Genomic DNA, 26,366 nt, shown 5'->3' with positions numbered 1-26,366 from the left:
GCATCAGGTAATTGGCGCCGGATTGAACAGGGTGATGTCGTTGTGCAAGCGGTGCTGCTCGGCCCAGGTCTGCTTGCGGCCACTGGCGACGTCGAGGTAGTAGTGGAACAGCTCCCAGCCCAATTCCTCGATGGTCGCGCGGCCGCTGGCGATGCGTCCGGCGTCGATGTCGATCAAGTCGGGCCAGCGCTGCGCCAGCTCGCTGCGGGTGCACACCTTGACCACGGGCGCCATGGCCAGGCCATACGGCGTGCCGCGGCCCGTGGTGAAGACATGAAGGTTCATGCCTGCGGCCAGTTGCAGGGTGCCACAGACAAAGTCGCTGGCCGGGGTGGCGCAAAAGATCAGCCCCTTGCCCTTGACCCGCTCGCCTGGGCCAAGCACGCCCTGGATGGCCCCGCTGCCGGACTTGACGATCGAACCCAGCGACTTTTCGACGATGTTCGACAGGCCGCCTTTCTTGTTGCCCGGTGTGGTATTGGCGCTGCGGTCGGCGGCGCCTTGCTGCAGGTAGCGGTCATACCAGTCCATTTCGCTGACCAGCGCGTCGGCCACCGCCTGGTTTTGCGCGCGCGAAGTCAGCATGTAGATGGCGTCGCGAACCTCGGTCACTTCCGAGAACAGCACGGTGGCACCGGCACGTACCAGCAGGTCGGCGGCATAACCCAGCGCCGGGTTGGCGGTAATGCCCGAAAAGGCGTCGCTGCCACCGCACTGCATGCCGAGGATCAGCTCGCTGGCCGGTACGCTTTCGCGTCGACGCTGGTCGAGTTTCTTCAGGCGGGTTTCGGCCAGCGCCATGATCTGCTCGATCATTTCCACAAAGCCCAGGCTGGCGTCCTGCAGGCGGTACAGCCACGGGTCGCTGAGATCTACCGACGGGTCGTTGTCGTGCATCACCTGGCCGGCCTGCAGCTTTTCGCAGCCCAGGCTGATGACCAGCGCTTCGCCGCCCAGGTTGGGGTTGCGCGCCAGGTTGCGCACGGTGCGGATCGGGATATAGGCGTCGCGGGCGTTGATGGCCACGCCGCAGCCGTAGCTGTGGGTGATGGCTACCACGTCATCGACGTTGGGGTATTTGGGCAGCAGTTCGCTGCGGATGCGCTTGACCGCGTGCTCCAGCACGCCGGTCACGCACTGCACGGTGGTGGTGATGCCAAGGATATTGCGCGTGCCGACCGTGCCGTCGGCGTTGCGGTAGCCTTCGAAGGTGAAACCTTCCAGTGGCGGCAGCGGCTGTGGCACGGCATCGCAGCGTGGCAGGCTGTCCAGTTCCGGGGCAGCGGGCATGGCCAGCTGGCTTTCCTGTACCCAGCTGCCCTGGCGCAGGTCTTCCAGCGCATAACCGATGATTTGCCCGTAGCGGCGCACCGGCTCGCCCTTGGCGATGGTCACGGTGGCAACCTTGTGGCTTTGCGGTACGCCCTCGACCAGGGTCAGGCCGTCGGCAAAACGGGCACCTTCGCCCAGGCCGCCGTCATTGACCACGACCACGACGTTGTCATCGTCGTGCAGGCGCACGTAGCGGGGCGAGTCGGAATGTTCGATCAACTGCATGTTTGGGCCCTACTTGTCAGGTTCTCAGGCTTTTTTTGTACATCCGCCCGCACCGAAAGAGCCGGGGCGGGCGTGTCACTCAATGGCGCGAGCTGGCCAGTTCGCCGTTGGCAGCAGGCTCAGCCTGTGGCCTCGGCGCGTCGTCGCGCAGTTCGATACGCTTGATCGGGCCAACGATCACCAGGTAGCTGAACACCGCTACCAGGGCGTTGGCGCCTACGTAGACCAGGGCCCACTTGAACGAACCCGTGGCGCTGATGATGTAGCCGATGACGATAGGCGTAGTGATCGAGGCGATGTTGCCGAAGGTGTTGAACAGGCCGCCCGACAGGCCGGCGATCTGCTTCGGCGAGGTGTCTGCCACTACCGCCCAGCCCAGCGCGCCGATGCCTTTGCCAAAGAAAGCCAGGGTCATGAAACCGACGACCATCCACTCGGCGTCTACGTAGTTGCAGAACACCATGGTGGTCGACAACATCAGGCCGCAGACGATCGGCAGCTTGCGCGAGAAGGTCAACGAGTTGCCACGGCGCAGCAGCCAGTCCGAGATCACCCCACCCAGCACACCGCCGATAAAGCCGCATACCGCCGGCAGCGAGGCGATGAAGCCGGCCTTGAGGATGGTCATGCCGCGTTCCTGCACCAGGTACACCGGGAACCAGGTCAGGAAGAAATAGGTGATGGCGTTGATGCAATACTGGCCCAGGTACACGCCCAGCAGCATGCGGCTGGTCAGCAGCTGCTTGATGTAACCCCATTTCGGGCCATCGTTGCCGCGCTTGTGGTCCATGTCGACCAGGCCGCCGTTCTGCTCGATGTGTTCGAGCTCGGCCGGGCTGATGCGTGGATGCTGGCGCGGGTTGTAGATGGTCTTCAGCCACACCATCGAGAAGATGATGCCCAGCGCCCCCATCACCACGAACACGTGCTCCCAGCCGAAGCTGAACACGATCCAACCCATAATCGGTGCGAACAGGGCGGTGGCGAAGTACTGCGCGGAGTTGAAGATGGCCGAGGCGGTACCGCGTTCCTGGGTCGGGAACCAGGCCGCGACGATACGGGCGTTACCCGGGAACGACGGGGCTTCGGCAAAGCCGACGAGGAAGCGCAAGGTGAACAGGGTCACGACTGCCCAGGCAACCGGAAGGCCGCCGACAAAGCCCTGCAACAGGGTGAACAGCGACCAGGTGAAGATGCTGAAGGCGTAGACGTTCTTGGAACCGAAGCGGTCGAGCAGCCAGCCACCCGGAATCTGGCCAGCCACGTAAGCCCATCCGAAGGCGGAGAAGATATAACCGAGGGTTACGGCGTCAATGCCGAGGTCTTTCTGCAGGCTGGAGCCTGCGATTGCAATGGTCGCGCGGTCGGCATAGTTGATCGTGGTCACCAGGAACAGCATGAACAGGATCAGGTAGCGCACATGCGTCTTTTTAGTCGCTTGCATGCTGGTTGTACTCCCACTAGTTATTTTTGTGCGGGCTCACGAATGGTAACCGGAGCGGGGCAGGCCCACTCCGGGCGCGGCATATGGCAGGCCGCAGGCAGCGCTTACTGCGGGCCCATCTTGTCCATCAGCGCGGCGAGCATTTCGTACTCTTCGGCGGTGAGGTCGGTCAGCGGGGTACGCACCGGGCCTGCGTCGTAACCGGCCAGCTTGGCGCCGGCCTTGACGATGCTCACGGCGTAGCCAGCCTTGCGGTTGCGGATGTCCAGGTAGGGCAGGAAGAAATCATCGATCAGCTTGGCCACGGCAGCGTGGTCGTCGCGGGCGATGGCGTTGTAGAAGTCCATCGCTGTCTTCGGCACAAAGTTGAACACTGCCGAGGAGTAGACCGGCACGCCAAGGGCCTTGTAGGCAGCAGCATACACTTCGGCGGTTGGCAGGCCACCCAGGTAGCTGAAGCGATCACCCAGGCGGCGGCGGATCGACACCATCAGCTCGATATCACCCAGGCCGTCCTTGTAGCCGATCAGGTTAGGGCAGCGTTCGGCCAGTTTTTCCAGCAGGTTGGCGTTGAGGCGGCAGACATTGCGGTTGTACACCACCACGCCGATCTTCACCGACTTGCACACGGCTTCCACGTGGGCGGCAACACCGTCCTGGCTGGCTTCGGTCAGGTAGTGCGGCAGCAGCAGCAGGCCCTTGGCGCCCAGGCGCTCGGCTTCTTGCGCATATTCGATGGCCTGGCGGGTGGAGCCACCCACGCCGGCGAGGATCGGTACCGAAGTGGCGCAGGTATCGACTGCGGTCTTGATGACCTGGCTGTATTCGCTGGCAGCCAGGGAGAAGAACTCACCCGTACCACCGGCGGCGAACAGGGCACTGGCGCCATAGGGGGCCAGCCACTCCAGGCGCTTGATGTAGCCCGCCGGGTTGAAGTCGCCCTGGGCGTTGAAGTCGGTGACCGGGAAAGACAGCAGGCCGTGGGAGAGGATGGATTTGAGTTCTTGTGGGTTCATTGTTGTTGGCATCCTGTGGCGCTTGGGTGGAGGTGTTGTTTTACGTTGGAGGTAAGTTATCGTACAACCTCAGGGATGACCAGTGCTTTCTTGGAATTTTGTTTTCCGCGAGGGTGTACGCGTCGGGGTGCCCGCCTCGATATGTGTGGTGGGTTGCAGATCGAGCGCAGCTCGCGATGCGCCGCGCGGGCGGCGCTCGATCTCACAGGCGCTGAAAAACCGACGACTACCACCCGGTAGTCATCGTATCTCTCAAGACCAAAGAAAAAAAACGATCGCAAAGACAGGCACAAACCCGCCGCCCGATTCCACGGCAGATATTCTGGGACCAGCAGAGGGTGACCGGGGGAGGCGGGGGCGGCCTTGCGCCGCCCCGCGATCAAAGCAGGGGAAACTGTAGGTCAGGCAGCGCGCTTGACCTGCGCCTTGCGAACCTGGGCGCGGCACGCGTCACCGAACGCCTGGAAGATCTTGATCGAGTCGGGGTTCTGCGCAGCTTGCCATTCTGGGTGCCATTGCACGGCGAACAGGAACGGCGAAATGCTTGGCGCATGAATGGCCTCGACCAGGCCGTCTTCCGCATGCGCGATGGCCTCGATGCCGGCGCCGAGCGTGTGCAGGCCCTGGCCGTGCAGCGAGTTGACGCGGATTTCGTCGCAACCCAAAGTGTCGCGCAGCCAGCTGCCTGGCTTGATCTTTACGCTGTGAACCTGGGCGTACTGCACTTCGACCGGGTCTTCCGGGTTTTCCCGGTGGTCATTGAAACCCGGTTCGGCGTACACCTTCTGGTAGATGTCGCCACCCAGCGCCACGTTGATTTCCTGCATGCCCCGGCAGATGCCGAAGATGGGCAGGCCACGCTTGATCGCCGCCTTGACCAGCGGAATGTCGAACAGGTCGCGGTTCTGGTCCTGGCCTTTGCCTGGGGTCTGGTTTTCCTGGCCGTACAACGCCGGGTCGATGTTGCTGCCAGCGCCGGTCAGGTAAACGCCGTCGGCCATGTCCAGATAGGTCTCGAGGTCGTCAATGCCGCAGCAGGTGGGCACCAGCACCGGGACACAATCGGCGAACTCGACCAGCGGGGTGATGTATTTGTGGGTCATGACCTGGTAGTCATGGCCTTTGCGCTCTTGGCTGCCCATGGTCATCAGGACGACGGGTTTGCGCAGGGAAGGTTGCTTGTTGCCAATGTTGCTGTTGGACATATGTCACCTTGGGACAGGTTCGACCTGTCGTTGTTGTGCAGGCGCACGGCGCGGGGCTCTGAGTGGCGCCTGGAGCCCCGAGCACTGCCGGCTCGTCGAGCTGACGATGCCGGTCGGGGCCTGTAGATAGCTTGCCAGAGCCGTTCGATATGTCAAACGACTGAAAGGGGCTGCAAGGCGGGAAATGCGCCGGTTTTGGGTGGGTTGAACCGATGCGGGCCTGTGGCGGCGTGGGTTTGGCGGGAGGTTCGGTCAATAATATTTAACGACGCAGTCGGGTCTTTGCAGCCGTGCAATGAAATAGGTGGCTTGAAGCCAACGCGGTCGTTGTGGGAGCGGCCTTGTGTCGCGAAAGGGCCGCATAGCGGCCCCCGGATTTCAGCACTGGTGCATACATTGCCGGGGCTGCTGTGCAGCCCTTTCGCGACACAAGGCCGCTCCTACAAGTTCAGTGACAGGTCTGCACTCAGTGCAGGATCTGCGCCAGGAACCCCTTGGCCCGCTCGGTGCGCGGGTGGTTGAAGAACACCTGCGGCGGGCTGTCCTCGATGATCTGCCCACCCTCCAGGAACAGCACCCGCTCGGCCACCTGCCGGGCAAAGCCCATTTCGTGGGTGACGCAAAGCATGGTCATCCCCGTGCCGGCCAGTTGCACCAGCACATCCAGCACTTCAGCGACCATTTCAGGGTCCAGTGCCGACGTAGGCTCGTCGAACAGCATGATCCGCGGTTTCATGCACAGCGCGCGGGCAATTGCCACGCGCTGCTGCTGCCCGCCGGACAACTGGCTGGGGTACTTGTGCGCTTGGCTTGCGATGCCCACTTTGGTCAGGTACATGCGCGCCCGCTCCTCGGCATCCTTGCGCGATAGCCCACGCACGCTCGTGGGGGCGAGCAGGCAGTTGTCGAGCACGCTCATGTGCGGGAACAGGTTGAAGTGCTGGAACACCATGCCAATGTCGCTGCGTACCTGCGCCGCCTCCCGGGTGTTGGTCGCAAGGTCGACGCCGGCGACCTCGATAGCGCCCTGCTGGGCGATTTCCAGGCGGTTGATGCAGCGGATCAGCGTCGACTTGCCCGAGCCGGAAGGCCCGCACAGGACGATACGTTCGCCTTCGCGTACCTGCAGGTCGATGTCGCGCAAGACATGGAACGCCCCGTAGTGCTTGTTCAAGCCTTCGATGCGGATCAGCACCGGGCGCGGGTCGGTTTCAGGGGTTGCGGTGGCATGGCTCAAGAGTGCGGTCATCGTGTTGTGCTCCCGCGGGGGTCAGTCGAAACGGGTTGCGCTGTAAGGCGCGGGGTCGGTGAAGGGGCGTTCCCCTGTCACCAGTTCGGCCAGCAGGCGGCCGCTGACCGGGCCAAGGGTGAGGCCATGGTGGGCGTGACCAAAGTTGAACCACAGCCCCGGGTGGCGTGGCGCCGGGCCAATGACCGGGCGCATGTCGGGCAGGCACGGGCGCCGCCCCAGCCACGGTGCGTCGTCCAGGCGCTCGCCCAGCGCGGGGAACAGCTTGCGCGCCAAGGCTTCGCAACGGTCCAGCTGGATCTGGTTGGCGGGCGCATTGGAGGCATCGAACTCGATACCGGTGGTCAAGCGCACGCCGCGCGCCATCGGTGCCAGCACATAACCGCCCTGGGTGTCGCAGATCGCGTGCTCCAGTTGCGCGCCGCCACGGGTGCCGTAGTGCATGTGATAGCCGCGCTTGATCGCCAGCGGTATCTGGTAGCCCAGGCCCCTGAACAGGTCGGCCGACTGGGGGCCCAGGCAGGCGACAACCTCGTCGGCAGTGATCGGGCCACGGCGGCTGTCGACCTGCCACTTGCCGTGGTGCTGACGCAGGCTGCGCGCATCGCCATGCAGGAACTGCCCGCCGCGTTGCTGGAACAAGGCTGCATAACCACGGGTGAGTGCGCCGGGGTTGATGACGGTTTTTGGGTCAAGCCAGTGGATACCGCCGACCACGGTGGCATCCAGCTGGTGTTCGCGGGCCTGCAACTGGCCGCATTCCAGTATTTCGAACTGCAGGCCGTAACGGCTCAGGCCTTTGGCATCGGCCTTGGCCTGGCTGAACAGCGTCGGATCGCGGAACACCTCGATCCAGCCTTTGGCCTGCACCAGCCCTTGCAGGCCGGCAGCTGCGATCAGCACGTCGTGTTCCTCCACGCAGCGCTGCACCAATGGCAGCATATCGGCGGCGGCACCTGCCAGGCGCCCGGGGGCGGACTGGCGCCAGTAGCGCCACAGCCACGGTGCCGCCTTGGGCAGATGCGCCAGGCTGTAGCGAACGTCGGGCTGGCGGTTCAGGCCATAGCGCAGCAGGGCGCCCAGTTGCCGTGGGAAGGCATAGGGGATGACGCTGGAGCGCTCGATCAGCCCGGCGTTGCCGTGGCTGGTACCGCTGCCCGGTTCGTCGCGGTCGAGCAGTACCACCTGGCGCCCGCGGGCTTGCAAGTGCAGGGCGGTGCTGACGCCGACGATGCCGGCGCCCAGGACTAAGGTCTGGCAATGCATGGAACGTATCCTTCGGTCAGTTCAGGTGGCGGCCCAGGCGGGCTTCCAGGTGTTTCAGCAGGCGCCGCACCACCTCGACGATCACCAGGTAGAGCACTGCGGCCCACAGGTAGATCTGGAAGTCGAAGCTGCGCGAAAAGGCCAGTTTGGTCACGCCCATCAGGTCGTAGATGGTCACCAGCGAGGCAATGGCGCTGGCTTTGATCATCAGGATCAATTCGTTGCCCAGCGGGCCGATGGCAACCAGCAGCGACTGCGGCAGGATCACCTTGAAGAAGGTCGTCGAGCGCTTCAGGTTCAAGGCCCGCGCCGCCTCATACTGGCCCGGGGCGACGGCCATCAGGCTGCCGCGGAAGATCTCGGCCTGGTAGGCGGCGGTGTTCAAGGTGAACGCCAGCAAGGTGCAGAACCACGCCTCGCGGAAGAACCACCACAGGCCCACTCCCTGCCAGAAGCTCTTGAACGAGCCCAGGCCGTAGTACAGCAGGAACAACTGGGCCAGCAATGGCGAGCCGCGGAAGAAGTACACATAACCTGCCGCCAGGCGTTGCAACAGCAGGTTGTGCGACAGGCGCGCCAGCGCCAGCAGCAGGCCCAGCAGCGCGCCCAGGCTGAAGGAAATGGCGACCAGCTTGGCAGTGACCAGCAGGCCGTCGACAAAGCGCGGGCCGTAACGCTCCAGCAGGTCAGGGTCGAGCACCAGCGCCAGCAATTGGTCGAGGCTCATGCGCGCGCTCCTTGCAGGTGGCGGTTGCTCCGCCGCTCGATGTAGGCGAACACGCGCCCGGACAATGCCGCGAACAGCAAGTAGCCCAGGCACGCCACGCCATAGAAGAACATGGGCTCTTTGGTCACGCTGACGGCCAGGTTGGTCTGGCGCATCAGGTCGACCAGCGAGATGGTCGACACCAGCGAGGTGTCCTTGAGCAACGACAGCCAGTTGTTGGACAAGCCGGGCAGGGCAATGCGGGTCAACTGCGGCAGCAGCACCTTGAAGAACCCGGTGCGTTTGCTCAGCCCCAAGGCCGAACAGGCCTCCCACTGGCCTTTGGGCAAGGTCTTGAAAGCGGCCAGCCAGATCTCGCTGGAAAATGCGGCAAACACCAGGCTGAACGCGATCATGGCGGCCACGAAGGTATTGATCAGGAACTCACCTTCATAGCCCAGGGCGGCAAGGACCTTCTGCGCGGCGATCTGGCAGCCGTAATAAATGATCAGCAGTGTCAGCAGCTCGGGCAAGCCGCGGAACACGGTGGAAAACGTGGTGGCCCAGGCCCGTGGCAGGCGTTTGCGCGAGCGGGCCGCCAGGGCGACTACCAGGCCCAGCGGCAGGCCGATGGGCAGGCAGGCCAGGGCCAGTGACACAGTGACCAGCGCGCCGGCCAGCAGCGCCTGGCCCCAGCCACCGCTGGCCAAGGACAGCAAGGACAATTGATCGAGCATGACGAACACCTTGTGTTGACCTCACCGGCCTCATCGCCGGCAAGCCAGCTCGCACAGGTAAACCGCTGTTCTTCAGGTCCGTGGGCAACCTGTGGGAGCTGGCTTGCCGGCGACAGGGGCCGGTCAGGCAATGAGGGCTTGAAGATCAGTTGTAGATATCGAATGCAAAGTACTTGCTGGCGATCTTCTGATAGGTGCCGTTGGCCACGATCTGTTGCAACGCGGTGTTCAGGCGTTGGCGCAAGGCTTCATCATCCTTGCGCACGGCAATGGCGGCATCGGCCTTGGTGTTGGCTACATCACCCAGAATCTTGCAGCAGTCACCGCCGTTCTTGCTGATCCATTCCTGAAGCGGAAATTTGTCGGCAATCACCCCGTCGAGGCGGCCGGCGGCCAGGTCCGCGTTGGCTTCGTCCATGGTCGGGTACAGCTTCACGTCAGCGCCGGCCTTGGCGTAAACGTCCTCGGCATAAATGGCCTGGGTAGACGACGACTGGGCGCCAACCGTGTAGCCGTCGAAGTGGGTTTGGGCATCGGTGATCTTGCTGTCCTTGGCCACGGCCACGGTCAACGGGGTACGGTAGTAATGGTCGGTGAAGGCAATTTTCTTGCGCCGTTCCTCGGTGTCGATCATCGAGGCCACCACAGCGTCGTACTTGCGCGCCATCAGCGCCGGGATGATGCCTTCCCAGTCCTGAGCCACCAGCGTGCACTCGACCTTCATCTGTTCGCACAGGGCATGGGTAATGTCGACGTCGAAGCCATGCAACTGGTTATCGGCGTCGACATAGTTGAACGGCGGGTAGGCACCCTCGGTGGCGAAGCGCAGGGTTTCGGCACTGGCAGCACCCGCCAGCAGCAGGGCGCACGCACCCAGCAAGGCCATGGACTTGTTCATCTCGCACCTCATTGCACTCTTGCTATTGTTGTTTGCCCGCCGACCACGTGGTGTAGCCGACGAACTCGTTATGTAGAGCGGCAGTTGCTTCCAAGCGCTTTTCAACATCCGGCCCGAGTTTCTTGCAGACCTCGTTGACCATCAGGTGTACCCACGACAGCATGGCCGAGGTGGATTCCCAGAACAGATTGAATTCGGTGGGTATGCGGAACACCTCGTCGGCGTTGGCATCGGCCCAGTCACAGAAAGTGTCGGTCACCAAGGTGACCGCAATGCCCGCCTCGCGCGCCTTTTGACACAGCAACAGGGCATGGCGGGAATAACGGCGCGCCTCGAACACCACCAGGGCGCTGTCTGCGGCGTTACCGAGCAGCACGTCGGCAAAGTGCCCGGCACTGAGGTCGACCAGTTGCACCCCATCGCGCAGGTATTGCAGCAAGTGGCCCATGCACATGGCCAGGCCGCGCTCGGTCTGAAAACCTGCAACAAAGACCCGGCGCTTGCTCGCCAGGCGTTGGGCCACGTTGTGCCAGGCCGGGCCTTGGCGGTACTCATGCACGCGCACCAGGGCGGCCATTTCCAGTTCCAGGCTGCCGCCGTTGTCGGTGGCGTCCTGGCGCTGGCGGTAATCGTGCAAGCGGTCGCCCACCAGCCACGGGCCATCGCCCAGGTCGCTCTGCAGGTCTTGCTTAAGTGCCTTGAGGTGGGCATAACCCAGGGAGCGGCAAAACCGCCCGACACTGGATTCGCTGACGCCCAGCTTGGCGGCGATGCTGGCCGAGGTCTGGAACGGCAGTTCGTGCAGGTTGGCGAGCATGTAGGTGGCGATCTTGCGGCCTGACGCTGCGGCCCCGTCGAGGCTGGCTTCCAGGCGTTGCTTGATCGGTTGGCTCATGCTGGGGCTCCAGAAGGTAAGGCTTGGGAAGAAAATGAATGTTTTCTGCCACTAAGTCAACATTTGACAGATAGCTGTCACTCGCGGGAAAGTTTTGCCGTTGCAACGCTGTAGCCACTCCAAAATCAACAAGGAGCTTCAGATGTCCGCACCGTCCACCGGCACCGTCGTGCGCGTGCCGTTTACCGAGCTGCAAGGCCTGCTGCAGGCTATCTTCCAGCGCCATGGCTGCAGCGACAGCGTGGCCAGGGTGCTGGCCCACAATTGTGCGAGCGCCCAGCGCGATGGTGCCCATAGCCATGGGGTGTTCCGCATGCCGGGGTACGTGTCCACGCTGAACAGCGGCTGGGTCGATGGGCGGGCCGTGGCCAAGGTCAGTGACCTTGCCGCCGGCTATGTCAGCGTCGATGCCGCTGGCGGGTTCGCCCAGCCCGCACTGGCGGCGGCCCGCGACCTGTTGGTGGCCAAGGCGCGCAACGCCGGCATTGCCGTGCTGGCGATCCACAACTCGCACCATTTCGCCGCCTTGTGGCCAGACGTGGAGCCGTTCGCTGAAGAGGGCCTGGTGGCCCTCAGCGTGGTCAACAGCATGACCTGCGTGGTGCCGCATGGGGCCCGCAAGCCTCTGTTCGGCACCAACCCTATCGCCTTTGCAGCACCCTGCGCCGGGCATGACCCGATCGTCTTCGACATGGCCACCAGCGCCATGGCCCACGGCGACGTTCAGATTGCCGCGCGTGCCGGCCAGCCGCTTCCCGAAGGCATGGGTGTCGATGCCAATGGCGAACCAACCACCGAGCCCAAGGCGATTCTCGAGGGCGGTGCCTTGCTGCCATTTGGCGGGCACAAGGGTTCGGCGCTGTCGATGATGGTCGAATTGCTGGCGGCGGCGCTGACAGGCGGGCACTTCTCCTGGGAATTCGACTGGGCGGAGCACCCGGGGGCGAAAACGCCATGGACCGGGCAACTGATCATCGTCATCGACCCGAGCAAGGCCGAGGGCGAGCGTTTTGCCCAGCGCAGCCGCGATCTGGTGGAGCAGATGCAGGCGGCAGGGTTGACGCGCATGCCGGGTGAACGGCGTTACCGCGAGCGCGAGGTGGCAGACGAGGAGGGGGTGGCGCTGACCGAGCAGGAATTGCAAGACCTGAAAGCGTTGCTTGGTTGATCCGGCCTAATCGCCGGCAGGCCAGCTCCCGCAGTGGGAGATTCTAGGGTTTGTGGCAAGGGTAGCCGTAGCATCTTCAACGCCAGTGAGATCGAGCGCCGCCCGCGCGGCGCAATCGCGAGCTGCGCTCGCTCCTACGTTTGTTTCGGGCCAGTAACGCCTGTGACAGGCGCGCGCGGCCGCCTTGTTTGTACGGCGCGATATTGAGGCATGCACCAAGGCGTTCGCGCGCAAATCCCACAGGAATAATTGGCCCGAAACAAACGTAGGAGCGAGCGCAGCTCGCGATTGCGCCGCGCGGGCGGCGCTCGCTCTAACAGGCGCTGCCATACCTTGTGGCAAACACCTGCCAGCCCTGATGCGATCCCTGTGGGAGATTCCATGGTTCCTGGCAAGGGTAGCCGCTGCATCTTCAGTGCCTGTGAGATCGAGCGCCGCCCGCGCGGCGCATCGCGAGCTGCGCTCGCTCCTACGTTTGTTTCGGGCCAGTAACCCCTGTGCCAGATGCGCGCGGCCGCCTTGTTCGTACGACGCGATTTTGAGGCATGCGCCAAGGCGTTCGCGCGCAAATCCCACAGGAATAATTGGCCCGAAACAAACGTAGGAGCGAGCGCAGCTCGCGATGCGCCGCGCGGGCGGCGCTCGCTCTAACAGGCGCTGCATACCTTGTGGCAAACACCTGTCAGCCCTGATGCGATCCCTGTGGGAGATTCTATGGTTCCTGGCAAGGGTAGCCGTAGCATCTTCAACGCCAGTGAGATCGAGCGCCGCCCGCGCGGCGCAATCGCGAGCTGCGCTCGCTCCTACGTTTGTTTCGGGCCAGTAACGCCTGTGACAGGCGCGCGCGGCCGCCTTGTTTGTACGGCGCGATATTGAGGCATGCACCAAGGCGTTCGCGCGCGAATCCCACAGGAATAATTGGCCCGAAACAAACGTAGGAGCGAGCGCAGCTCGCGATGCGCCGCGCGGGCGGCGCTCGCTCTAACAGGCGCTGCATATCTTCTGACAAACACCTGCCAGCCCTGATGCGATCCCTGTGGCTGGCTTGCCGGCGATTAGGCCATCACTGCCAGCATAAAACCCTGGCCATGCAATGTTGCATAGACAACCTTGCACATTAGTGGATGTTCCTGAGCCGTATGTGCGGGTATGCTCAGGGCTGACTTTTCGTACTGTCCTGATCCAAGGAGCTGCACGCTGTGTTCAAACATGTCGATGCCTATGCCGGCGACCCGATCCTCTCGTTGATGGAAACTTTCAAGGCCGACCCGCGCGCCGACAAGGTCAACCTGAGCATCGGCCTGTATTACGATGAGGCCGGCGTGGTGCCGCAATTGGCGGCGGTGGATGCGGTGGAAAAGCGCATCGCCGGCCAGGACCATGAAGCGTCCCTGTACCTGCCTATGGAAGGCCTGGCCAGCTACCGTCAGGCGATTCAGGCGCTGCTGTTCGGCGCCGATCACCCGGCCGTGACGGGTGGGCGCGTGGCCACGGTGCAGACCGTAGGTGGCTCTGGGGCGTTGAAGGTCGGCGCCGACTTCCTCAAGCGCTACTTCCCGCAGTCGGAAGTCTGGGTCAGCAACCCGACCTGGGACAACCACCGTGCCATCTTCGAGGGTGCCGGTTTCAAGGTGCACACCTACCCGTACTTCGATCAGGCCACCCGCGGCGTCGACTTCGACGGCATGCTGGCCACCCTGCAAGCGCTGCCGGCCAATAGCGTGGTCCTGCTGCACCCGTGCTGCCATAACCCGACCGGTGCCGACCTGGCCCAGAACCAGTGGCAGCAGGTGGTCGAAGTGGTCAAGGCCCGCCAGTTGATCCCGTTCCTCGACATCGCCTACCAGGGCTTTGCCGAGGGCCTGGTCGAAGACGCCTACGCCATCCGCGAAATGGCCCGTGCCGGCGTACCGTGCCTGGTCAGCAACTCGTTCTCGAAAATCTTCTCGCTGTATGGCGAGCGGGTCGGTGGCTTGTCAGTGGTGTGCGACGACGCGGCCACCGCACAGAGCGTGCTGGGCCAGCTCAAGGCCACCGTGCGCCGCAACTATTCCAGCCCGCCCAACTTCGGTGCCCAACTGGTGGCTGGGGTGCTCGGCGATGCCGGCCTGAATGCCCAGTGGGCCGAGGAAGTCGAAGTGATGCGCAAGCGCATTCTGGATATGCGCCAGGCGCTGGTCGATGCCCTGGCCGTGCTGCTTCCAGGCCAGGACTTCCAGTTCTTCCTGCGACAGCGTGGCATGTTCAGCTACACCGGCTTCAGCGTCGAGCAGGTCCGCCGCCTGCGCGACGAATTTGGCGTGTACCTGATCGATAGCGGCCGCGTGTGCATGTCCGGCCTGCGCCCAGCCAACCTTCAACGGGTAGCCGAGGCGTTTGCTGCCGTGCAGAAGTAACCCTGCATCGGGGTGCTGAGCACCCCGTTCGCGCTGCAAGGCAGCTCCTGCATCCACCGCGCAACACCCGCGATGCCTGCCACTTGTAAAGACAAGTGCAACCGCCCCTCGGAAAAGGGCTTCGCAAGTGCAACCTTTCCGTGCACAATCGCGCCCCTCTTTTCCGGTTGAGTTGGGCGAACGCACTGTTTCGCCATTCTCAGCCTGTTGCAGTCTTGCGAGTGGAGCTTCACCCGGAATGAATGAGCAGGCCCCAAGCGTTGAACAACGCTTTGCAGAATCGACCCCCGCCACCCTCGGTAACTGGGCGCGGCACGACACCACCTGGATGCTGGGCCTGTTCGGCACCGCCATCGGTGCTGGCACCCTTTTCCTGCCGATCAACGCCGGCCTTGGCGGCTTCTGGCCGCTGCTGGTCCTGGCCGTGCTGGCATTCCCGATGACCTATTTCGCCCACCGTGGGTTGACCCGTTTCGTGCTTTCCGGGCGCACCGGTGGTGATATCACCGAGGTGGTCAAGGAGCATTTCGGCAGCACTGCGGGCACCTCGATCACCGTGCTGTACTTCTTCGCCATCTTCCCGATCCTGCTGATCTACAGCGTGGCGCTGACCAACACCGTGTCCAGCTTCATCGAGCACCAGTTGCACCTGCAGCCACCGCCACGGGCCATGCTGTCGTTCGTGCTGATTCTTGGCCTGCTGGCCATCGTGCGCTGCGGCGAGCAGGCCACGGTCAAGGTCATGAGCCTGCTGGTATACCCGTTCATCGTTGCCCTGGCGCTGCTGGGCCTGTATCTGGTGCCGCACTGGACTGGCGGTATCCTCGATAGCGCCACCCAGGTGCCACCGGCCTCGGCCTTCCTGCACACCTTGTGGCTGGCCATTCCGGTGATGGTGTTTTCCTTCAACCACTCGCCGATCATTTCGGCCTTCGCCGTGGACCAGAAACGCCGCTACGGCGACCACGCCGATGAGCGCAGCGGGCAGATTCTGCGCCGTGCCCACCTGTTGATGGTGGTGATGGTGCTGTTCTTCGTGTTCAGTTGCGTGCTGACCCTGAGCAGCGCGCAGCTGGCTGAAGCCAAGGCGCAGAACCTATCGATCCTGTCGTACCTGGCCAACCACTTCAGCAACCCGACCATCGCGTTCGCCGCGCCGCTGATTGCCTTCGTAGCCATCGCCAAGTCGTTCCTCGGCCACTACATCGGTGCCAGTGAAGGCCTCAAGGGCATTATCGCCAAGACCGGCGCACGCCCGGGCGCCAAGGCCCTGGACCGGGTGGTTGCAGGGTTGATGCTGGTAGTGTGCTGGGTCGTCGCCACCCTCAACCCGAGCATCCTCGGCATGATCGAATCGCTCGGCGGCCCGATCCTTGCGGTGCTGCTGTTCCTGATGCCGATGTACGCCATTCGCCGTGTACCGTCCATGCGCAAGTACAGCGGCGCGGCGTCCAACGTATTCGTGGTGGTGGTTGGTCTGGTTGCGCTGACTTCGGTGGTGTACGGCCTGCTGGGTTGAGTCACGGCTGACTATGAAACAAGCCCGGGTTGGCTGGCGCCGCCCGGGTTTTTTTGCGCGTTAAACTCACCCGGCAAGCGGCGAGAAAGCCGGAAGTTTGTTCACAAACATTATCCGGGAATAGAACAAATTCACCCGCCCCCATAGGCACTCGGCCGCCTTCATGCTTAACTCGGTGTCCTTTTCAAACCCCGCATAAGGATTTCGTCATGGCTCAAGTGACTCTCAAAGGCAACCCGGTTCAGGTCAACGGCAACCTGCCACAGGCCGGCGCCCAGGCTCCGGCTTTTTCCCTGGTGGGTGAAGGCCTGGCTGACAAGTCGCTGAAAGACTACGCCGGCAAGCGCAAGGTGCTGAACATCTTCCCGAGCGTCGACACCCCAACCTGTGCCACTTCGGTGCGCAAGTTCAACGCCCAGGCCAACGATGTAGCCAACACCGTGGTGCTGTGCATCTCCGCCGACCTGCCGTTTGCGCAGGCACGTTTCTGCGGCGCCGAGGGCCTGGAGAACGTGAAGAACCTGTCGACCCTGCGTGGCCGCGAGTTCCTCGAAAACTACGGCGTGGCCATCGCCGATGGCCCGCTGGCTGGCCTGGCCGCCCGCGCCGTGGTGGTGCTGGACGAGAACGATAAAGTGCTGCACAGCGAGCTGGTCGGCGAAATCGCTGAAGAACCGGACTACGAGGCTGCACTGGCGGTACTGAAGTAAGCAGCGCGCCTGTCGCGGAGCGCTTTGATGTTGTGATAGCCCTGTAGGAAAGAGTGCAGCTCTGCTCTGCAGGGTTGTCAGTGCTCGCCGTGGCATCTTTAGCGCTTGTGAGATCGAGCGCCGCCCGCGCGGCGCATCGCGAGCTGCGCTCGCTCCTACGTTTGTTTCGCGCCAATTATGCCTGTGTGATTTGCGCGCGAACGCCTTGGGGCATGGCTCGATATAGCGCCGTGCGAACAAGGCGGTCGCGCGCGCCTGGCCCAGGCAATACTGGCCCGAAACAAACGTAGGAGCGAGCGCAGCTCGCGATGCGCCGCGCGGGCGGCGCTCGTTCTGTGGAGCCCCGCAGCCCTCAGCGCGCTCCAAGCAACACCCTGTAACGGCCTGGAACACGTTCCGGGCCGTTTTCATTTAAAATTCCGCATCTTGGCAACGTCAGCCAAAGGTAAACCTCTGGTAAAGGCCCTTTGCTAAAACGATGCCAGTGCTTATCGTTCACCCTCCCCAAGCCGTCATTCCGAACAAGGTTCGTTCAACCCATGCAAGCGTCCAATTCCCGTTCCCCTCGTCGCTGGCTGCTCGGCCTGCTGATCCTGCTGCTGGTGGCTGCGCTGGCCTGGTGGCTGTGGCCTGCAGCAACGCCTGGGCATAAGGACGCCAGCGGCGGGCGTGGTGGCAAAGGCATGGGCATGGGCGGCCGCCCGGGCTTCGGTGGTTCAACCGATCCGGTGCCTGTGCGCGTCGAACCCGTGACCGTGGGTGACTTCCCGCTGTATTACAAGGCGCTGGGTACAGTGACTGCGACCAACACCGTCAACGTGCGCAGCCGCGTGGCAGGCGAGCTGGTCAAAATCCACTTCAAGGAAGGCCAGCAGGTCAAGGCCGGCGACCTGCTCGCCGAAATCGACCCGCGCACCTACCGGATCGCGCTGCAGCAGGCCGAAGGCACGCTGGCACAGAACCAGGCGCAGTTGAAGAACGCCCAGGTCGACCTGGCCCGCTACAAAGGCTTGTACGCCGAAGACAGTATCGCCAAGCAGACCCTCGACACGGCCGAGGCCCAGGTGGCGCAGTTTCAGGGCCTGGTCAAGACCAACCAGGCGCAAGTCAACGATGCCCGGCTGAACCTGGAGTTCACCCAGATCCGCGCCCCGATCAACGGCCGGGTGGGCCTGCGCCAGCTCGATCTGGGGAACCTGGTAGCGGCCAACGACACCAATGCCCTGGTGGTCATCACCCAGACCGAGCCCATCAGCGTTGCCTTCACCTTGCCGGAAACCGAACTGGACACCGTGCTGCAGCGTTACCGCAGCGGCGCCAGCCTGCCGGTCGAGGCCTGGGACCGCAGTGACAGCAAGCTGCAGTCCAAGGGGGTACTGGCCAGTATCGACAACCAGATCGACACCACCACCGGCACCCTGAAATTCAAGGGCCGCTTCGAGAACAAGGACCTGGCCCTGTTCCCCAACCAGTTCGTCAACGTGCGTCTGCTGGCCGACACCCTCAAGCAGGTGGTCATGGCCCCGGCGGCAGCCATTCAGTTCGGTAACGACGGCACGTTCGCCTACGTCGTCAACGACCAGAGCACGGTCAATGTACGCAAGCTCAAGGTCGGTGCCAGTGATGGCGAGCACAGCGTCATCCTCGATGGCCTGAAGGCCGGCGACCGCCTGGTACTGGAAGGTACTGACCGCCTGCGCGAGGGCACCAAGGTCGAGGTGGTCGAAAACAGCTCGCAGGTGCCGACGACCCCAGGCCAGAAACTGCAGGGCCAGGATGCCAAAGGGTCGGCAGATGCCGGTGAGGGCCAGCCAGGGCAAGCGCAGCCTGGTGCCGCAGCAGGCAAGGCGGGCGCATGAACCTCTCGCGCCTGTTCATCCTGCGGCCGGTCGCCACCACGCTGAGCATGCTGGCCATCGTGCTGGCCGGCCTGATCGCCTACAAGCTGCTGCCGGTTTCTGCCTTGCCGCAGGTGGACTACCCGACCATCCGCGTCATGACCCTGTACCCCGGCGCCAGCCCGGAGGTCATGACCAGCGCGGTGACCGCGCCGCTGGAGCGCCAGTTCGGCCAGATGCCCGGGCTTGAGCAAATGGCCTCGACCAGCTCCGGCGGCGCATCGGTGCTCACCCTGCGTTTCAACCTGGACATGAACATGGACGTTGCCGAGCAGCAGGTACAGGCCGCGATCAACGCCGCCAGCAACCTGCTGCCCAGCGACCTGCCGGCGCCGCCGGTGTACAACAAGGTCAACCCGGCCGACACGCCGGTACTGACCTTGGCCATTTCCAGCAAGACCATGCCGCTGCCCAAGCTCAACGACCTGGTCGATACCCGGGTGGCGCAGAAGCTTGCGCAGATCAGCGGCGTGGGCATGGTGAGCATCGCCGGGGGCCAGCGCCAGGCGGTGCGGATCAAGGTCAATGTCGATGCCTTGGCGGCCAATGGCCTGAACCTTGAAGATGTCCGCACGCTGATCGGCGCGTCCAACGTCAACCAGCCCAAGGGCAACTTCGACGGGCCCACCCGCGTGTCGATGCTCGACGCCAACGACCAGCTGCGCTCCCCCGAGGAATACGCCAACCTGATCCTGGCCTATAACAACGGTGCGCCGCTGCGCCTGAAGGACGTGGCCGAAATCGTCGACGGTGCCGAGAACGAGCGCCTGGCAGCCTGGGCCAACGAAAACCATGCGGTACTGCTGAACATCCAGCGCCAGCCGGGTGCCAACGTGATCGAAGTGGTAGACCGCATCAAGGCGCTGCTGCCGTCGATCACCGACAACCTGCCTGCGGGCCTGGATGTGTCGGTGCTCACCGATCGCACCCAGACCATTCGTGCCGCGGTCAAGGATGTCCAGCACGAACTGCTGATCGCCATCGTGCTGGTGGTCATGGTCACGTTCGTCTTCCTGCGCCGGGCCAGCGCCACCCTCATTCCGTCCATCGCGGTACCGCTGTCGCTGATCGGCACCTTCGGCGTGATGTACCTGGCCGGCTTCTCGGTCAACAACCTCACGCTGATGGCGCTGACCATCGCCACCGGCTTCGTGGTCGACGACGCCATCGTCATGCTGGAGAACATTTCCCGCCATATCGAAGAGGGCGAAACGCCCATGCAGGCCGCGCTCAAGGGCGCCCGGCAAATTGGCTTCACCCTGATATCGCTGACGTTCTCGCTGATTGCGGTACTGATCCCGCTGCTGTTCATGGCCGACGTGGTCGGCCGCCTGTTCCGCGAGTTCGCCATCACCCTGGCGGTGGCCATCCTGATTTCCCTGGTGGTGTCGCTGACCCTGACGCCAATGATGTGCGCGCGCCTGCTCAAACGTGAACCCAAGGAAGAAGAGCAGGGCCGGTTCTACCGTGCCAGTGGCGCCTGGATCGACTGGCTGATCAAACACTACGGCAGTGCCCTGCAATGGGTGCTCAGGCACCAGCCGCTGACCTTGCTGGTGGCGGTGGCAAGCCTGGTGTTGACGGTGTTCCTCTACATGGTGGTGCCCAAGGGCTTCTTCCCGGTGCAGGACACCGGGGTCATTCAGGGCATCTCCGAAGCGCCGCAGTCCACTTCGTTCGCCGCCATGAGCGAGCGCCAGCAGGCCTTGAGCAAGGTGATCCTGCAGGACCCGGCCGTACAAAGCCTGTCGTCCTATATTGGTGTCGATGGTGACAACGCCACGCTCAACAGCGGCCGCTTGCTGATCAACCTCAAGCCCCACGGCGAACGCGACGTCACGGCCAGCGAAGTGATCAGCCGGCTGCAGCCGCAAGTCGACCGCCTGGTGGGTATTCGCCTGTTCATGCAACCGGTGCAGGACCTGAGCATCGAAGACCGCGTCAGCCGCACCCAATACCAGTTCAGCCTGTCGTCGCCCGATGCCGACCTGTTGGCGCAATGGAGCGGCACACTGGTGCAGGCGCTGCAGCAGCGCCCCGAGCTGGCCGATGTGGCCAGTGACCTGCAGGATAAAGGCCTGCAGGTGTACCTGGTCATCGACCGCGACATGGCCAGCCGTTTGGGCATCACCGTGTCGCAGGTCACCAACGCCTTGTACGACGCGTTTGGCCAGCGGCAGATCTCGACCATCTACACCCAGGCCAGCCAGTACCGTGTGGTGCTGCAGGCCAAAGATGCCGCGGTCATCGGCCCGCAGGCGCTGGAGTCGGTCCACGTCAAGGCTGCCGATGGCGGCCAGGTACGCCTGTCGGCATTGGCGCGCATCGAGCAGCGCCAGGCCCAGTTGGCGATCTCGCACATTGGCCAGTTCCCGGCCGTGACCCTGTCTTTCAACCTGGCCCATGGCGCGTCACTGGGTGAAGCGGTGCAGGTGATCGAGCAGGTACAGCAGGACATCGGCATGCCGCTGGGGGTGCAAACCCGCTTCCAGGGGGCGGCGGAGGCCTTCCAGGCCTCGCTTTCGAGCACCTTGCTGCTGATTCTGGCAGCGGTGGTCACCATGTACATCGTGCTGGGCGTGCTGTACGAGAGCTACATCCACCCGGTGACCATCCTCTCGACGCTGCCGTCGGCGGCCGTCGGTGCCTTGCTGGCCTTGCTCATCAGCGGCAACGACCTGGGCATGATCGCGATCATCGGCATCATCCTGCTGATCGGTATCGTCAAGAAGAACGCGATCATGATGATCGACTTCGCCCTCGAAGCCGAACGGCATCAAGGCATGAGCCCCCGGGACGCCATCTACCAGGCGGCGCTGTTGCGCTTCCGGCCAATCCTGATGACCACCCTGGCGGCGCTGTTCGGGGCCGTGCCACTGATGCTGGCCACAGGCTCCGGCGCCGAGCTGCGACAGCCGCTGGGCCTGGTGATGGTCGGTGGCTTGCTGGTCAGCCAGGTGCTGACGTTGTTCACCACGCCGGTCATCTACCTGTACTTCGACCGCCTGGCGCGCCGCTGGCGCCCGGCCGATAGCGCGAAGCAGGCCGAAGCATGAATCTGTCGGGGCCGTTCATTCGTCGCCCGGTGGCGACGATGCTTCTGAGCCTGGCGATCATGCTGCTGGGTGGGGTCAGCTTCAAGCTGCTGCCGGTTGCGCCACTGCCGGAAATGGATTTCCCGGTGATCGTGGTGTCGGCCAACCTGGCCGGTGCCAGCCCCGAGGTCATGGCCTCTACCGTGGCCACGCCACTGGAGCGCAAGCTGGGCAGCATCGCCGGCGTGACCACCCTGACCAGCAGCTCCAACCAGGGCTCGACGCGGGTGATCATCGGTTTCGAGATAGGCCGTGATATCGACGGTGCGGCGCGTGAAGTGCAGGCGGCCATCAATGCCACCCGCAACCTGCTGCCCAGCGGCATGCGCAGCATGCCTACCTACAAGAAGATCAATCCATCGCAGGCGCCGGTCATGGTGCTTTCGCTGACCTCGGACGTGTTGCAGAAGGGGCAGCTGTACGACCTGGCCGACACCATTCTGGCGCAGAGCCTGGCCCAGGTGTCCGGGGTAGGGGAGGTGCAGATCGGCGGTAGTTCGTTGCCGGCGGTGCGCATTGCCGTCGAACCGCAATTGCTCAACCAGTACGGCCTGTCACTGGATGAAGTGCGCACCGCGGTGGCCAACGCCAACCAGCGCCGGCCCATGGGCTTTGTCGAAGACGCCGAGCGCAACTGGCAGGTGCGCGCCAATGACCAGTTGGAGAAGGCCAAGGACTACGAGCCCATCGTCATTCGCCAGCAGAACGGGACCATTCTGCGTCTGTCCGACGTGGCTGCGATTACCGACGGGGTCGAAAACCGCTACAACAGTGGCTTCTTCAATGACCAGTCGGCAGTGCTGCTGGTGGTCAACCGCCAGGCTGGCGCCAACATCATCGAGACGGTCGGGCAGATCAAGGCGCAGCTGCCGGCCCTGCAGTCGCTGCTGCCCGCCAGCGTGCAACTGAACGTGGCCATGGACCGGTCGCCGGTCATCAATGCCAGCCTCAAGGAGGCCGAGCACACCCTGCTGATCGCGGTGGTGCTGGTGATCCTGGTGGTCTACCTGTTCCTCGGCAGCCTGCGCGCCTCGTTGATCCCCAGCCTGGCGGTGCCGGTATCGCTGGTGGGTACTTTCGCTGTCATGTACCTGTGTGGTTTTTCGCTCAACAACCTGTCATTGATGGCGCTGATCCTTGCCACCGGCCTGGTGGTGGACGATGCCATCGTGGTGCTGGAGAACATTTCCCGGCACATCGAAGACGGCCAGCCACCCATGAAGGCGGCCTTCCTGGGTGCCAAGGAAGTCGGCTTCACCTTGCTGTCGATGAACGTCTCGCTGGTGGCGGTGTTCGTTTCCATCCTGTTCATGGGCGGCATCGTGCGCAACCTGTTCCAGGAATTTTCCATCACTTTGGCGGCGGCCATCATCGTGTCGCTGGTGGTGTCGTTGACCCTTACGCCGATGCTCTGCGCGCGCTGGCTCAGGCCGCACAACGCCGAGCAGACGCGCCTGCAACGCTGGAGCGACAAGCTCCACCTGCGCATGGTCGACGCCTATGACCGCAGCCTGGGTTGGGCCCTGCGCCACAAGCGCCTGACCCTGTTCAGTCTGCTGGCGACCATTGGCCTGAATATCGCGTTGTACGTGGTGGTGCCCAAGACGCTGATGCCCCAGCAGGACACCGGCCAACTGATGGGCTTTATCCGCGGTGACGATGGCCTGTCGTTCAGCGTGATGCAGCCGAAGATGGAAACCTACCGTCGCGCCTTGCTCGCCGACCCTGCGGTGCAGAGCGTTGCCGGCTTCATCGGCGGCAACAGCGGTACCAACAACGCCATGATACTGGTGCGCCTGAAGCCGATCAGCGAGCGCAAGCTGGACGCGCAAAAAGTGATCGAGCGCCTGCGCAAAGAGATGCCCAAGGTGCCGGGTGGGCGGCTGTTCCTGATGGCCGACCAGGACCTGCAATTGGGGGGTGGCGGGCGTGACCAGACCTCGTCGCAGTACCTGTACACCCTGCAAAGCGGCGACCTGGCGGCGTTGCGCGAGTGGTTCCCGAAGGTGGTCGCGGCGCTGCGCGCGCTGCCGCAGCTGACTGCCATCGACGCCCGCGATGGGGGTGGCACCCAGCAGGTGACGCTGGTGGTGGACCGCGACCAGGCCAAGCGGCTGGGGATCGACATGGACATGGTCACCACGGTGCTGAACAACGCCTACAGCCAGCGCCAGATTTCCACCATCTACGACAGCCTCAACCAGTACCAGGTGGTGCTGGAAATCAACCCGAAATACGCCTGGGACCCCAGCACCCTCGAACAAGTGCAGGTGATCACCGCGGACGGTGCCCGGGTGCCGTTGTCGACCATCGCCCACTACGAAAATACCCTGGCCAACGACAGGGTCAGCCACGAAGGCCAGTTCGCTGCCGAAGACATCGCCTTCGACATTGCCGAAGGCTATAGCCCCGACCAGGCCCTGGCCGCGGTAGAGCGGGCAGTGGCGACCCTGGGCCTGCCGGAGGGGGTGATCGCCAAGCTCGGCGGCAGCGCCGATGCCTTTGCCAAGACCCAGCAGGGCCAGCCGTTCATGATCCTGGGTGCATTGCTGCTGGTGTACCTGGTGCTGGGTATTCTGTATGAAAGCTACATTCACCCGCTGACCATTCTCTCCACGTTGCCGTCGGCCGGCGTCGGTGCCTTGCTGGCGCTGTACCTGACCGGTGGCGAGTTCAGCCTGATTTCGCTGCTGGGGTTGTTCCTGCTGATTGGCGTGGTGAAGAAGAACGCCATCCTGATGATCGACCTGGCCCTGCAGCTTGAGCGTCATCAGGGGCTGTCTCCGGAGGAGTCGATTCGCCGCGCGTGCCTGCTGCGCCTGCGGCCCATCCTGATGACCACCTTGGCGGCCATCCTCGGTGCCTTGCCGCTGCTGCTGAGCCAGGCCGAAGGCGCCGAAATGCGCCAGCCGCTGGGCCTGACCATCATCGGTGGCCTGGTGTTCAGCCAGATCCTGACCCTTTACACGACGCCGGTGGTCTATCTGTACCTCGACCGCCTGCGCCACCGCTTCAACCGTTGGCGCGGTGTGCGCACCGACGCCGCCATGGAAACCCCGCTATGACATTTGCCCACTCCCCACTGCATCGTGGCCTGCAGGCGTTGACCCGCGGGCGTGGCTCGCGCCTGCTCAGCGCCGGGTTGTGCGTGGCCATGCTCAGTGCCTGCACCCTGAGCCCGGACTACCAGCGCCCGGCGCTGGACAGCACGGCGGCGCAGTTCAAACACGCCGAGGGCTGGACCCAGGCCACACCGTCCGATGCCATCGCCCGTGGCGCCTGGTGGGAAATCTATGGCGACGCCGGGCTCAATGCGCTGGTCGAGGAATTGAACCGCAGCAACCAGACCGTGGCGCAGTCCGAAGCCCAGTACCGCCAGGCCCAGGCGCTGGTGCGCAGCAGCCGTGCGTCGCTGTTCCCCAGCCTTGACCTTAGCGCCAGCAAGAACCGCTCGGCGCAGGGTACTGGCAGCTCCAGCTCCAGCCTGTCCAACAACAGCAGCGGCATACGCGACACCTACAATGCGCAGTTGGGCGTGAGCTGGGAAATCGACCTGTGGGGCAAGTTGCGGGAAACCCTGAGTGCCAACCAGGCCAGTGCCCAAGCCAGCCTCGCCGACCTCGCCTCGATCCGCTTGAGCCAGCAGTCGGAACTGGTGCAGAACTACCTGCAACTGCGGGTGCTCGACGAGCAGAAGCGCTTGCTCGAGGCGACCGTGGCCGCTTACCAGCGTTCGTTGCGGATGAATGAAAACCAGTACCGCGCCGGCGTTGCCGGCCCCGATGCGGTTGCCCAGGCGCGCACCCAGCTGAAAAGCACCCAGGCTGACCTGATCGACCTGATCTGGCAGCGTGCGCAGTTCGAGAACGCCATTGCGGTGTTGCTGGGCAAGCCTCCGGCCGACTTCAACCTGGCCGACAGCAAGGCTATCCCCGCGCTGCCGCGCATTCCGGTGTCACTGCCTTCGCAATTGCTCGAGCGTCGGCCAGACATTGCTGCGGCCGAGCGCAATGTAATGGCTGCCAACGCCAATATCGGCGTGGCGCGGGCGGCGTACTTCCCGGACCTCAGCCTGAGCATGAATGGGGGGTATTCCAGCAGCAGTTTCAACAACTGGATCGAATTGCCCAACCGCTACTGGTCGGTGGGGCCGCAACTGGCGCTGACCCTGTTCGACGCCGGCAAGCGCAGCGCCGAGGTTGACCGCACCGTGGCAGTTTATGACCAGACCGTGGCGCAGTACCGGCAGACCGTGCTGGACAGCTTCAAGGAAGTGGAAAACCTGCTGGTGCAGTTGAAGGTCTACGGTGATGAAGCGGTGGTGCGCCAGGAGGCGCTGGATGCCGCCCGTGAGTCGCTGCGCCTGACCGAAAACCAGTACCGCGCAGGCTTGATCGGTTACCTGGACGTTGTCAACGTGCAGGCCACGGCGCTGAGTAACGAGCGCAGTGTGCTGAACCTGCTGCAAGGGCGCCTGGTGGCCAGTGTGCAACTGGTGGCCGCGCTAGGCGGTGGCTGGGATGCCGGGCAGGCGTTTGCCGAGCAGGATTGACGGCACCGCCCAGTGCGGGCCATTGACCTGGCAGACGAGCCCGCATTGCTCAATT

The 26,366-nt window shown here is 63.7% G+C and carries 18 protein-coding genes; 8 read left to right on the top strand and 10 right to left on the bottom strand.

What is annotated here, in order from left to right:
* Positions 1-3 precede the first annotated feature (3 nt).
* From garD to FPB55_RS14885, 10 genes are all read right to left on the bottom strand, one after another.
* Positions 4-1,557: a galactarate dehydratase gene (gene garD, locus FPB55_RS14930; protein ID WP_054906141.1), complete on the bottom strand. Its 1,554-nt coding sequence runs from the start codon at positions 1,555-1,557 to the stop codon at positions 4-6.
* Positions 1,558-1,636: 79 nt separating this feature from the next.
* A complete protein-coding gene (locus FPB55_RS14925; protein ID WP_029886749.1) occupies positions 1,637-3,001 on the bottom strand; it encodes an MFS transporter in 1,365 nt (454 codons plus the stop codon).
* 104 nt (positions 3,002-3,105) lie between these two features.
* Entirely contained in the window at positions 3,106-4,017 is a 912-nt protein-coding gene (gene kdgD / locus FPB55_RS14920; protein WP_009687018.1) for a 5-dehydro-4-deoxyglucarate dehydratase, read from the bottom strand.
* 401 nt (positions 4,018-4,418) lie between these two features.
* Positions 4,419-5,222 carry a type 1 glutamine amidotransferase gene (locus FPB55_RS14915; RefSeq protein ID WP_125855508.1) on the bottom strand — a complete coding sequence of 268 codons (804 nt, stop codon included), beginning with the start codon at positions 5,220-5,222 and terminating at the stop codon, positions 4,419-4,421.
* Positions 5,223-5,688: 466 nt separating this feature from the next.
* Entirely contained in the window at positions 5,689-6,471 is a 783-nt protein-coding gene (locus tag FPB55_RS14910) for an amino acid ABC transporter ATP-binding protein (RefSeq protein ID WP_144188570.1), read from the bottom strand.
* Positions 6,472-6,492: 21 nt separating this feature from the next.
* Positions 6,493-7,737, bottom strand: coding sequence for an FAD-binding oxidoreductase (locus tag FPB55_RS14905; protein WP_144188568.1), 1,245 nt, complete (start codon positions 7,735-7,737; stop codon positions 6,493-6,495).
* Between the two features lie 16 nt (positions 7,738-7,753).
* Positions 7,754-8,464 (bottom strand): ABC transporter permease subunit, encoded by a 711-nt coding sequence (locus FPB55_RS14900; RefSeq protein ID WP_144188566.1) that lies wholly within the window; start codon positions 8,462-8,464, stop codon positions 7,754-7,756.
* Positions 8,461-9,180, bottom strand: coding sequence for an ABC transporter permease subunit (locus FPB55_RS14895; RefSeq protein WP_009687024.1), 720 nt, complete (start codon positions 9,178-9,180; stop codon positions 8,461-8,463). The genes FPB55_RS14900 and FPB55_RS14895 overlap by 4 nt, the downstream gene beginning before the upstream one ends.
* A gap of 145 nt (positions 9,181-9,325) precedes the next feature.
* A complete protein-coding gene (locus FPB55_RS14890; RefSeq protein ID WP_009687025.1) occupies positions 9,326-10,078 on the bottom strand; it encodes a transporter substrate-binding domain-containing protein in 753 nt (250 codons plus the stop codon).
* Positions 10,079-10,100: 22 nt separating this feature from the next.
* Complete coding sequence (locus FPB55_RS14885; protein ID WP_115294216.1) at positions 10,101-10,973, bottom strand: MurR/RpiR family transcriptional regulator; 873 nt, start codon at positions 10,971-10,973, stop codon at positions 10,101-10,103.
* A gap of 142 nt (positions 10,974-11,115) precedes the next feature.
* Between FPB55_RS14885 and FPB55_RS14880 the strand changes: the two genes are divergently transcribed.
* From FPB55_RS14880 to FPB55_RS14845, 8 genes are all read left to right on the top strand, one after another.
* Positions 11,116-12,141, top strand: coding sequence for an Ldh family oxidoreductase (locus tag FPB55_RS14880; protein WP_009687028.1), 1,026 nt, complete (start codon positions 11,116-11,118; stop codon positions 12,139-12,141).
* A 1,199-nt stretch (positions 12,142-13,340) separates the two neighbouring features.
* Positions 13,341-14,537 carry an amino acid aminotransferase gene (locus tag FPB55_RS14875; RefSeq protein WP_054912301.1) on the top strand — a complete coding sequence of 399 codons (1,197 nt, stop codon included), beginning with the start codon at positions 13,341-13,343 and terminating at the stop codon, positions 14,535-14,537.
* A gap of 238 nt (positions 14,538-14,775) precedes the next feature.
* A complete protein-coding gene (locus FPB55_RS14870; protein ID WP_047150160.1) occupies positions 14,776-16,056 on the top strand; it encodes a serine/threonine transporter in 1,281 nt (426 codons plus the stop codon).
* Between the two features lie 209 nt (positions 16,057-16,265).
* Positions 16,266-16,766 carry a thiol peroxidase gene (tpx, locus tag FPB55_RS14865; protein WP_054881982.1) on the top strand — a complete coding sequence of 167 codons (501 nt, stop codon included), beginning with the start codon at positions 16,266-16,268 and terminating at the stop codon, positions 16,764-16,766.
* A gap of 539 nt (positions 16,767-17,305) precedes the next feature.
* Positions 17,306-18,625 (top strand): MdtA/MuxA family multidrug efflux RND transporter periplasmic adaptor subunit, encoded by a 1,320-nt coding sequence (locus tag FPB55_RS14860; protein WP_054905889.1) that lies wholly within the window; start codon positions 17,306-17,308, stop codon positions 18,623-18,625.
* On the top strand, positions 18,622-21,720 hold the full coding sequence (locus FPB55_RS14855; protein ID WP_144188564.1) for an MdtB/MuxB family multidrug efflux RND transporter permease subunit: 3,099 nt from the start codon (positions 18,622-18,624) through the stop codon (positions 21,718-21,720). Before FPB55_RS14860 ends, FPB55_RS14855 begins: the two co-directional genes overlap by 4 nt.
* Positions 21,717-24,824, top strand: a complete 3,108-nt coding sequence (locus FPB55_RS14850; RefSeq protein ID WP_009682404.1) for an efflux RND transporter permease subunit — start codon at positions 21,717-21,719, stop codon at positions 24,822-24,824. The genes FPB55_RS14855 and FPB55_RS14850 overlap by 4 nt, the downstream gene beginning before the upstream one ends.
* Positions 24,821-26,311, top strand: a complete 1,491-nt coding sequence (locus FPB55_RS14845) for an efflux transporter outer membrane subunit (protein WP_115294220.1) — start codon at positions 24,821-24,823, stop codon at positions 26,309-26,311. The genes FPB55_RS14850 and FPB55_RS14845 overlap by 4 nt, the downstream gene beginning before the upstream one ends.
* The last annotated feature ends 55 nt before the right edge of the window (positions 26,312-26,366 follow it).

The organism is Pseudomonas sp. BJP69, assembly GCF_007633355.1.
Classification (GTDB): domain Bacteria; phylum Pseudomonadota; class Gammaproteobacteria; order Pseudomonadales; family Pseudomonadaceae; genus Aquipseudomonas; species Aquipseudomonas juntendi.
The sequence above is the reverse complement of the archived record's forward strand: the minus strand, read 5'-3'. Positions and strand labels throughout refer to the sequence as shown.

Bases quoted from the DNA above. Each gene is read 5' to 3' on its own strand.
- FPB55_RS14915 (WP_125855508.1), bottom strand. From the start codon at position 5,222: ATGTCCAACAGCAACATTGGCAACAAGCAACCTTCCCTGCGCAAACCC.
- FPB55_RS14900 (WP_144188566.1), bottom strand. From the start codon at position 8,464: ATGAGCCTCGACCAATTGCTGGCGCTGGTGCTCGACCCTGACCTGCTG.
- tpx (WP_054881982.1), top strand. From the start codon at position 16,266: ATGGCTCAAGTGACTCTCAAAGGCAACCCGGTTCAGGTCAACGGCAAC.
- FPB55_RS14860 (WP_054905889.1), top strand. From the start codon at position 17,306: ATGCAAGCGTCCAATTCCCGTTCCCCTCGTCGCTGGCTGCTCGGCCTG.
- FPB55_RS14850 (WP_009682404.1), top strand. From the start codon at position 21,717: ATGAATCTGTCGGGGCCGTTCATTCGTCGCCCGGTGGCGACGATGCTT.
- FPB55_RS14925 (WP_029886749.1), bottom strand. From the start codon at position 3,001: ATGCAAGCGACTAAAAAGACGCATGTGCGCTACCTGATCCTGTTCATG.
- FPB55_RS14895 (WP_009687024.1), bottom strand. From the start codon at position 9,180: ATGCTCGATCAATTGTCCTTGCTGTCCTTGGCCAGCGGTGGCTGGGGC.
- garD (WP_054906141.1), bottom strand. From the start codon at position 1,557: ATGCAGTTGATCGAACATTCCGACTCGCCCCGCTACGTGCGCCTGCAC.
- FPB55_RS14885 (WP_115294216.1), bottom strand. From the start codon at position 10,973: ATGAGCCAACCGATCAAGCAACGCCTGGAAGCCAGCCTCGACGGGGCC.
- FPB55_RS14910 (WP_144188570.1), bottom strand. From the start codon at position 6,471: ATGACCGCACTCTTGAGCCATGCCACCGCAACCCCTGAAACCGACCCG.
- FPB55_RS14855 (WP_144188564.1), top strand. From the start codon at position 18,622: ATGAACCTCTCGCGCCTGTTCATCCTGCGGCCGGTCGCCACCACGCTG.
- FPB55_RS14890 (WP_009687025.1), bottom strand. From the start codon at position 10,078: ATGAACAAGTCCATGGCCTTGCTGGGTGCGTGCGCCCTGCTGCTGGCG.
- FPB55_RS14845 (WP_115294220.1), top strand. From the start codon at position 24,821: ATGACATTTGCCCACTCCCCACTGCATCGTGGCCTGCAGGCGTTGACC.
- FPB55_RS14870 (WP_047150160.1), top strand. From the start codon at position 14,776: ATGAATGAGCAGGCCCCAAGCGTTGAACAACGCTTTGCAGAATCGACC.
- FPB55_RS14905 (WP_144188568.1), bottom strand. From the start codon at position 7,737: ATGCATTGCCAGACCTTAGTCCTGGGCGCCGGCATCGTCGGCGTCAGC.
- FPB55_RS14880 (WP_009687028.1), top strand. From the start codon at position 11,116: ATGTCCGCACCGTCCACCGGCACCGTCGTGCGCGTGCCGTTTACCGAG.
- kdgD (WP_009687018.1), bottom strand. From the start codon at position 4,017: ATGAACCCACAAGAACTCAAATCCATCCTCTCCCACGGCCTGCTGTCT.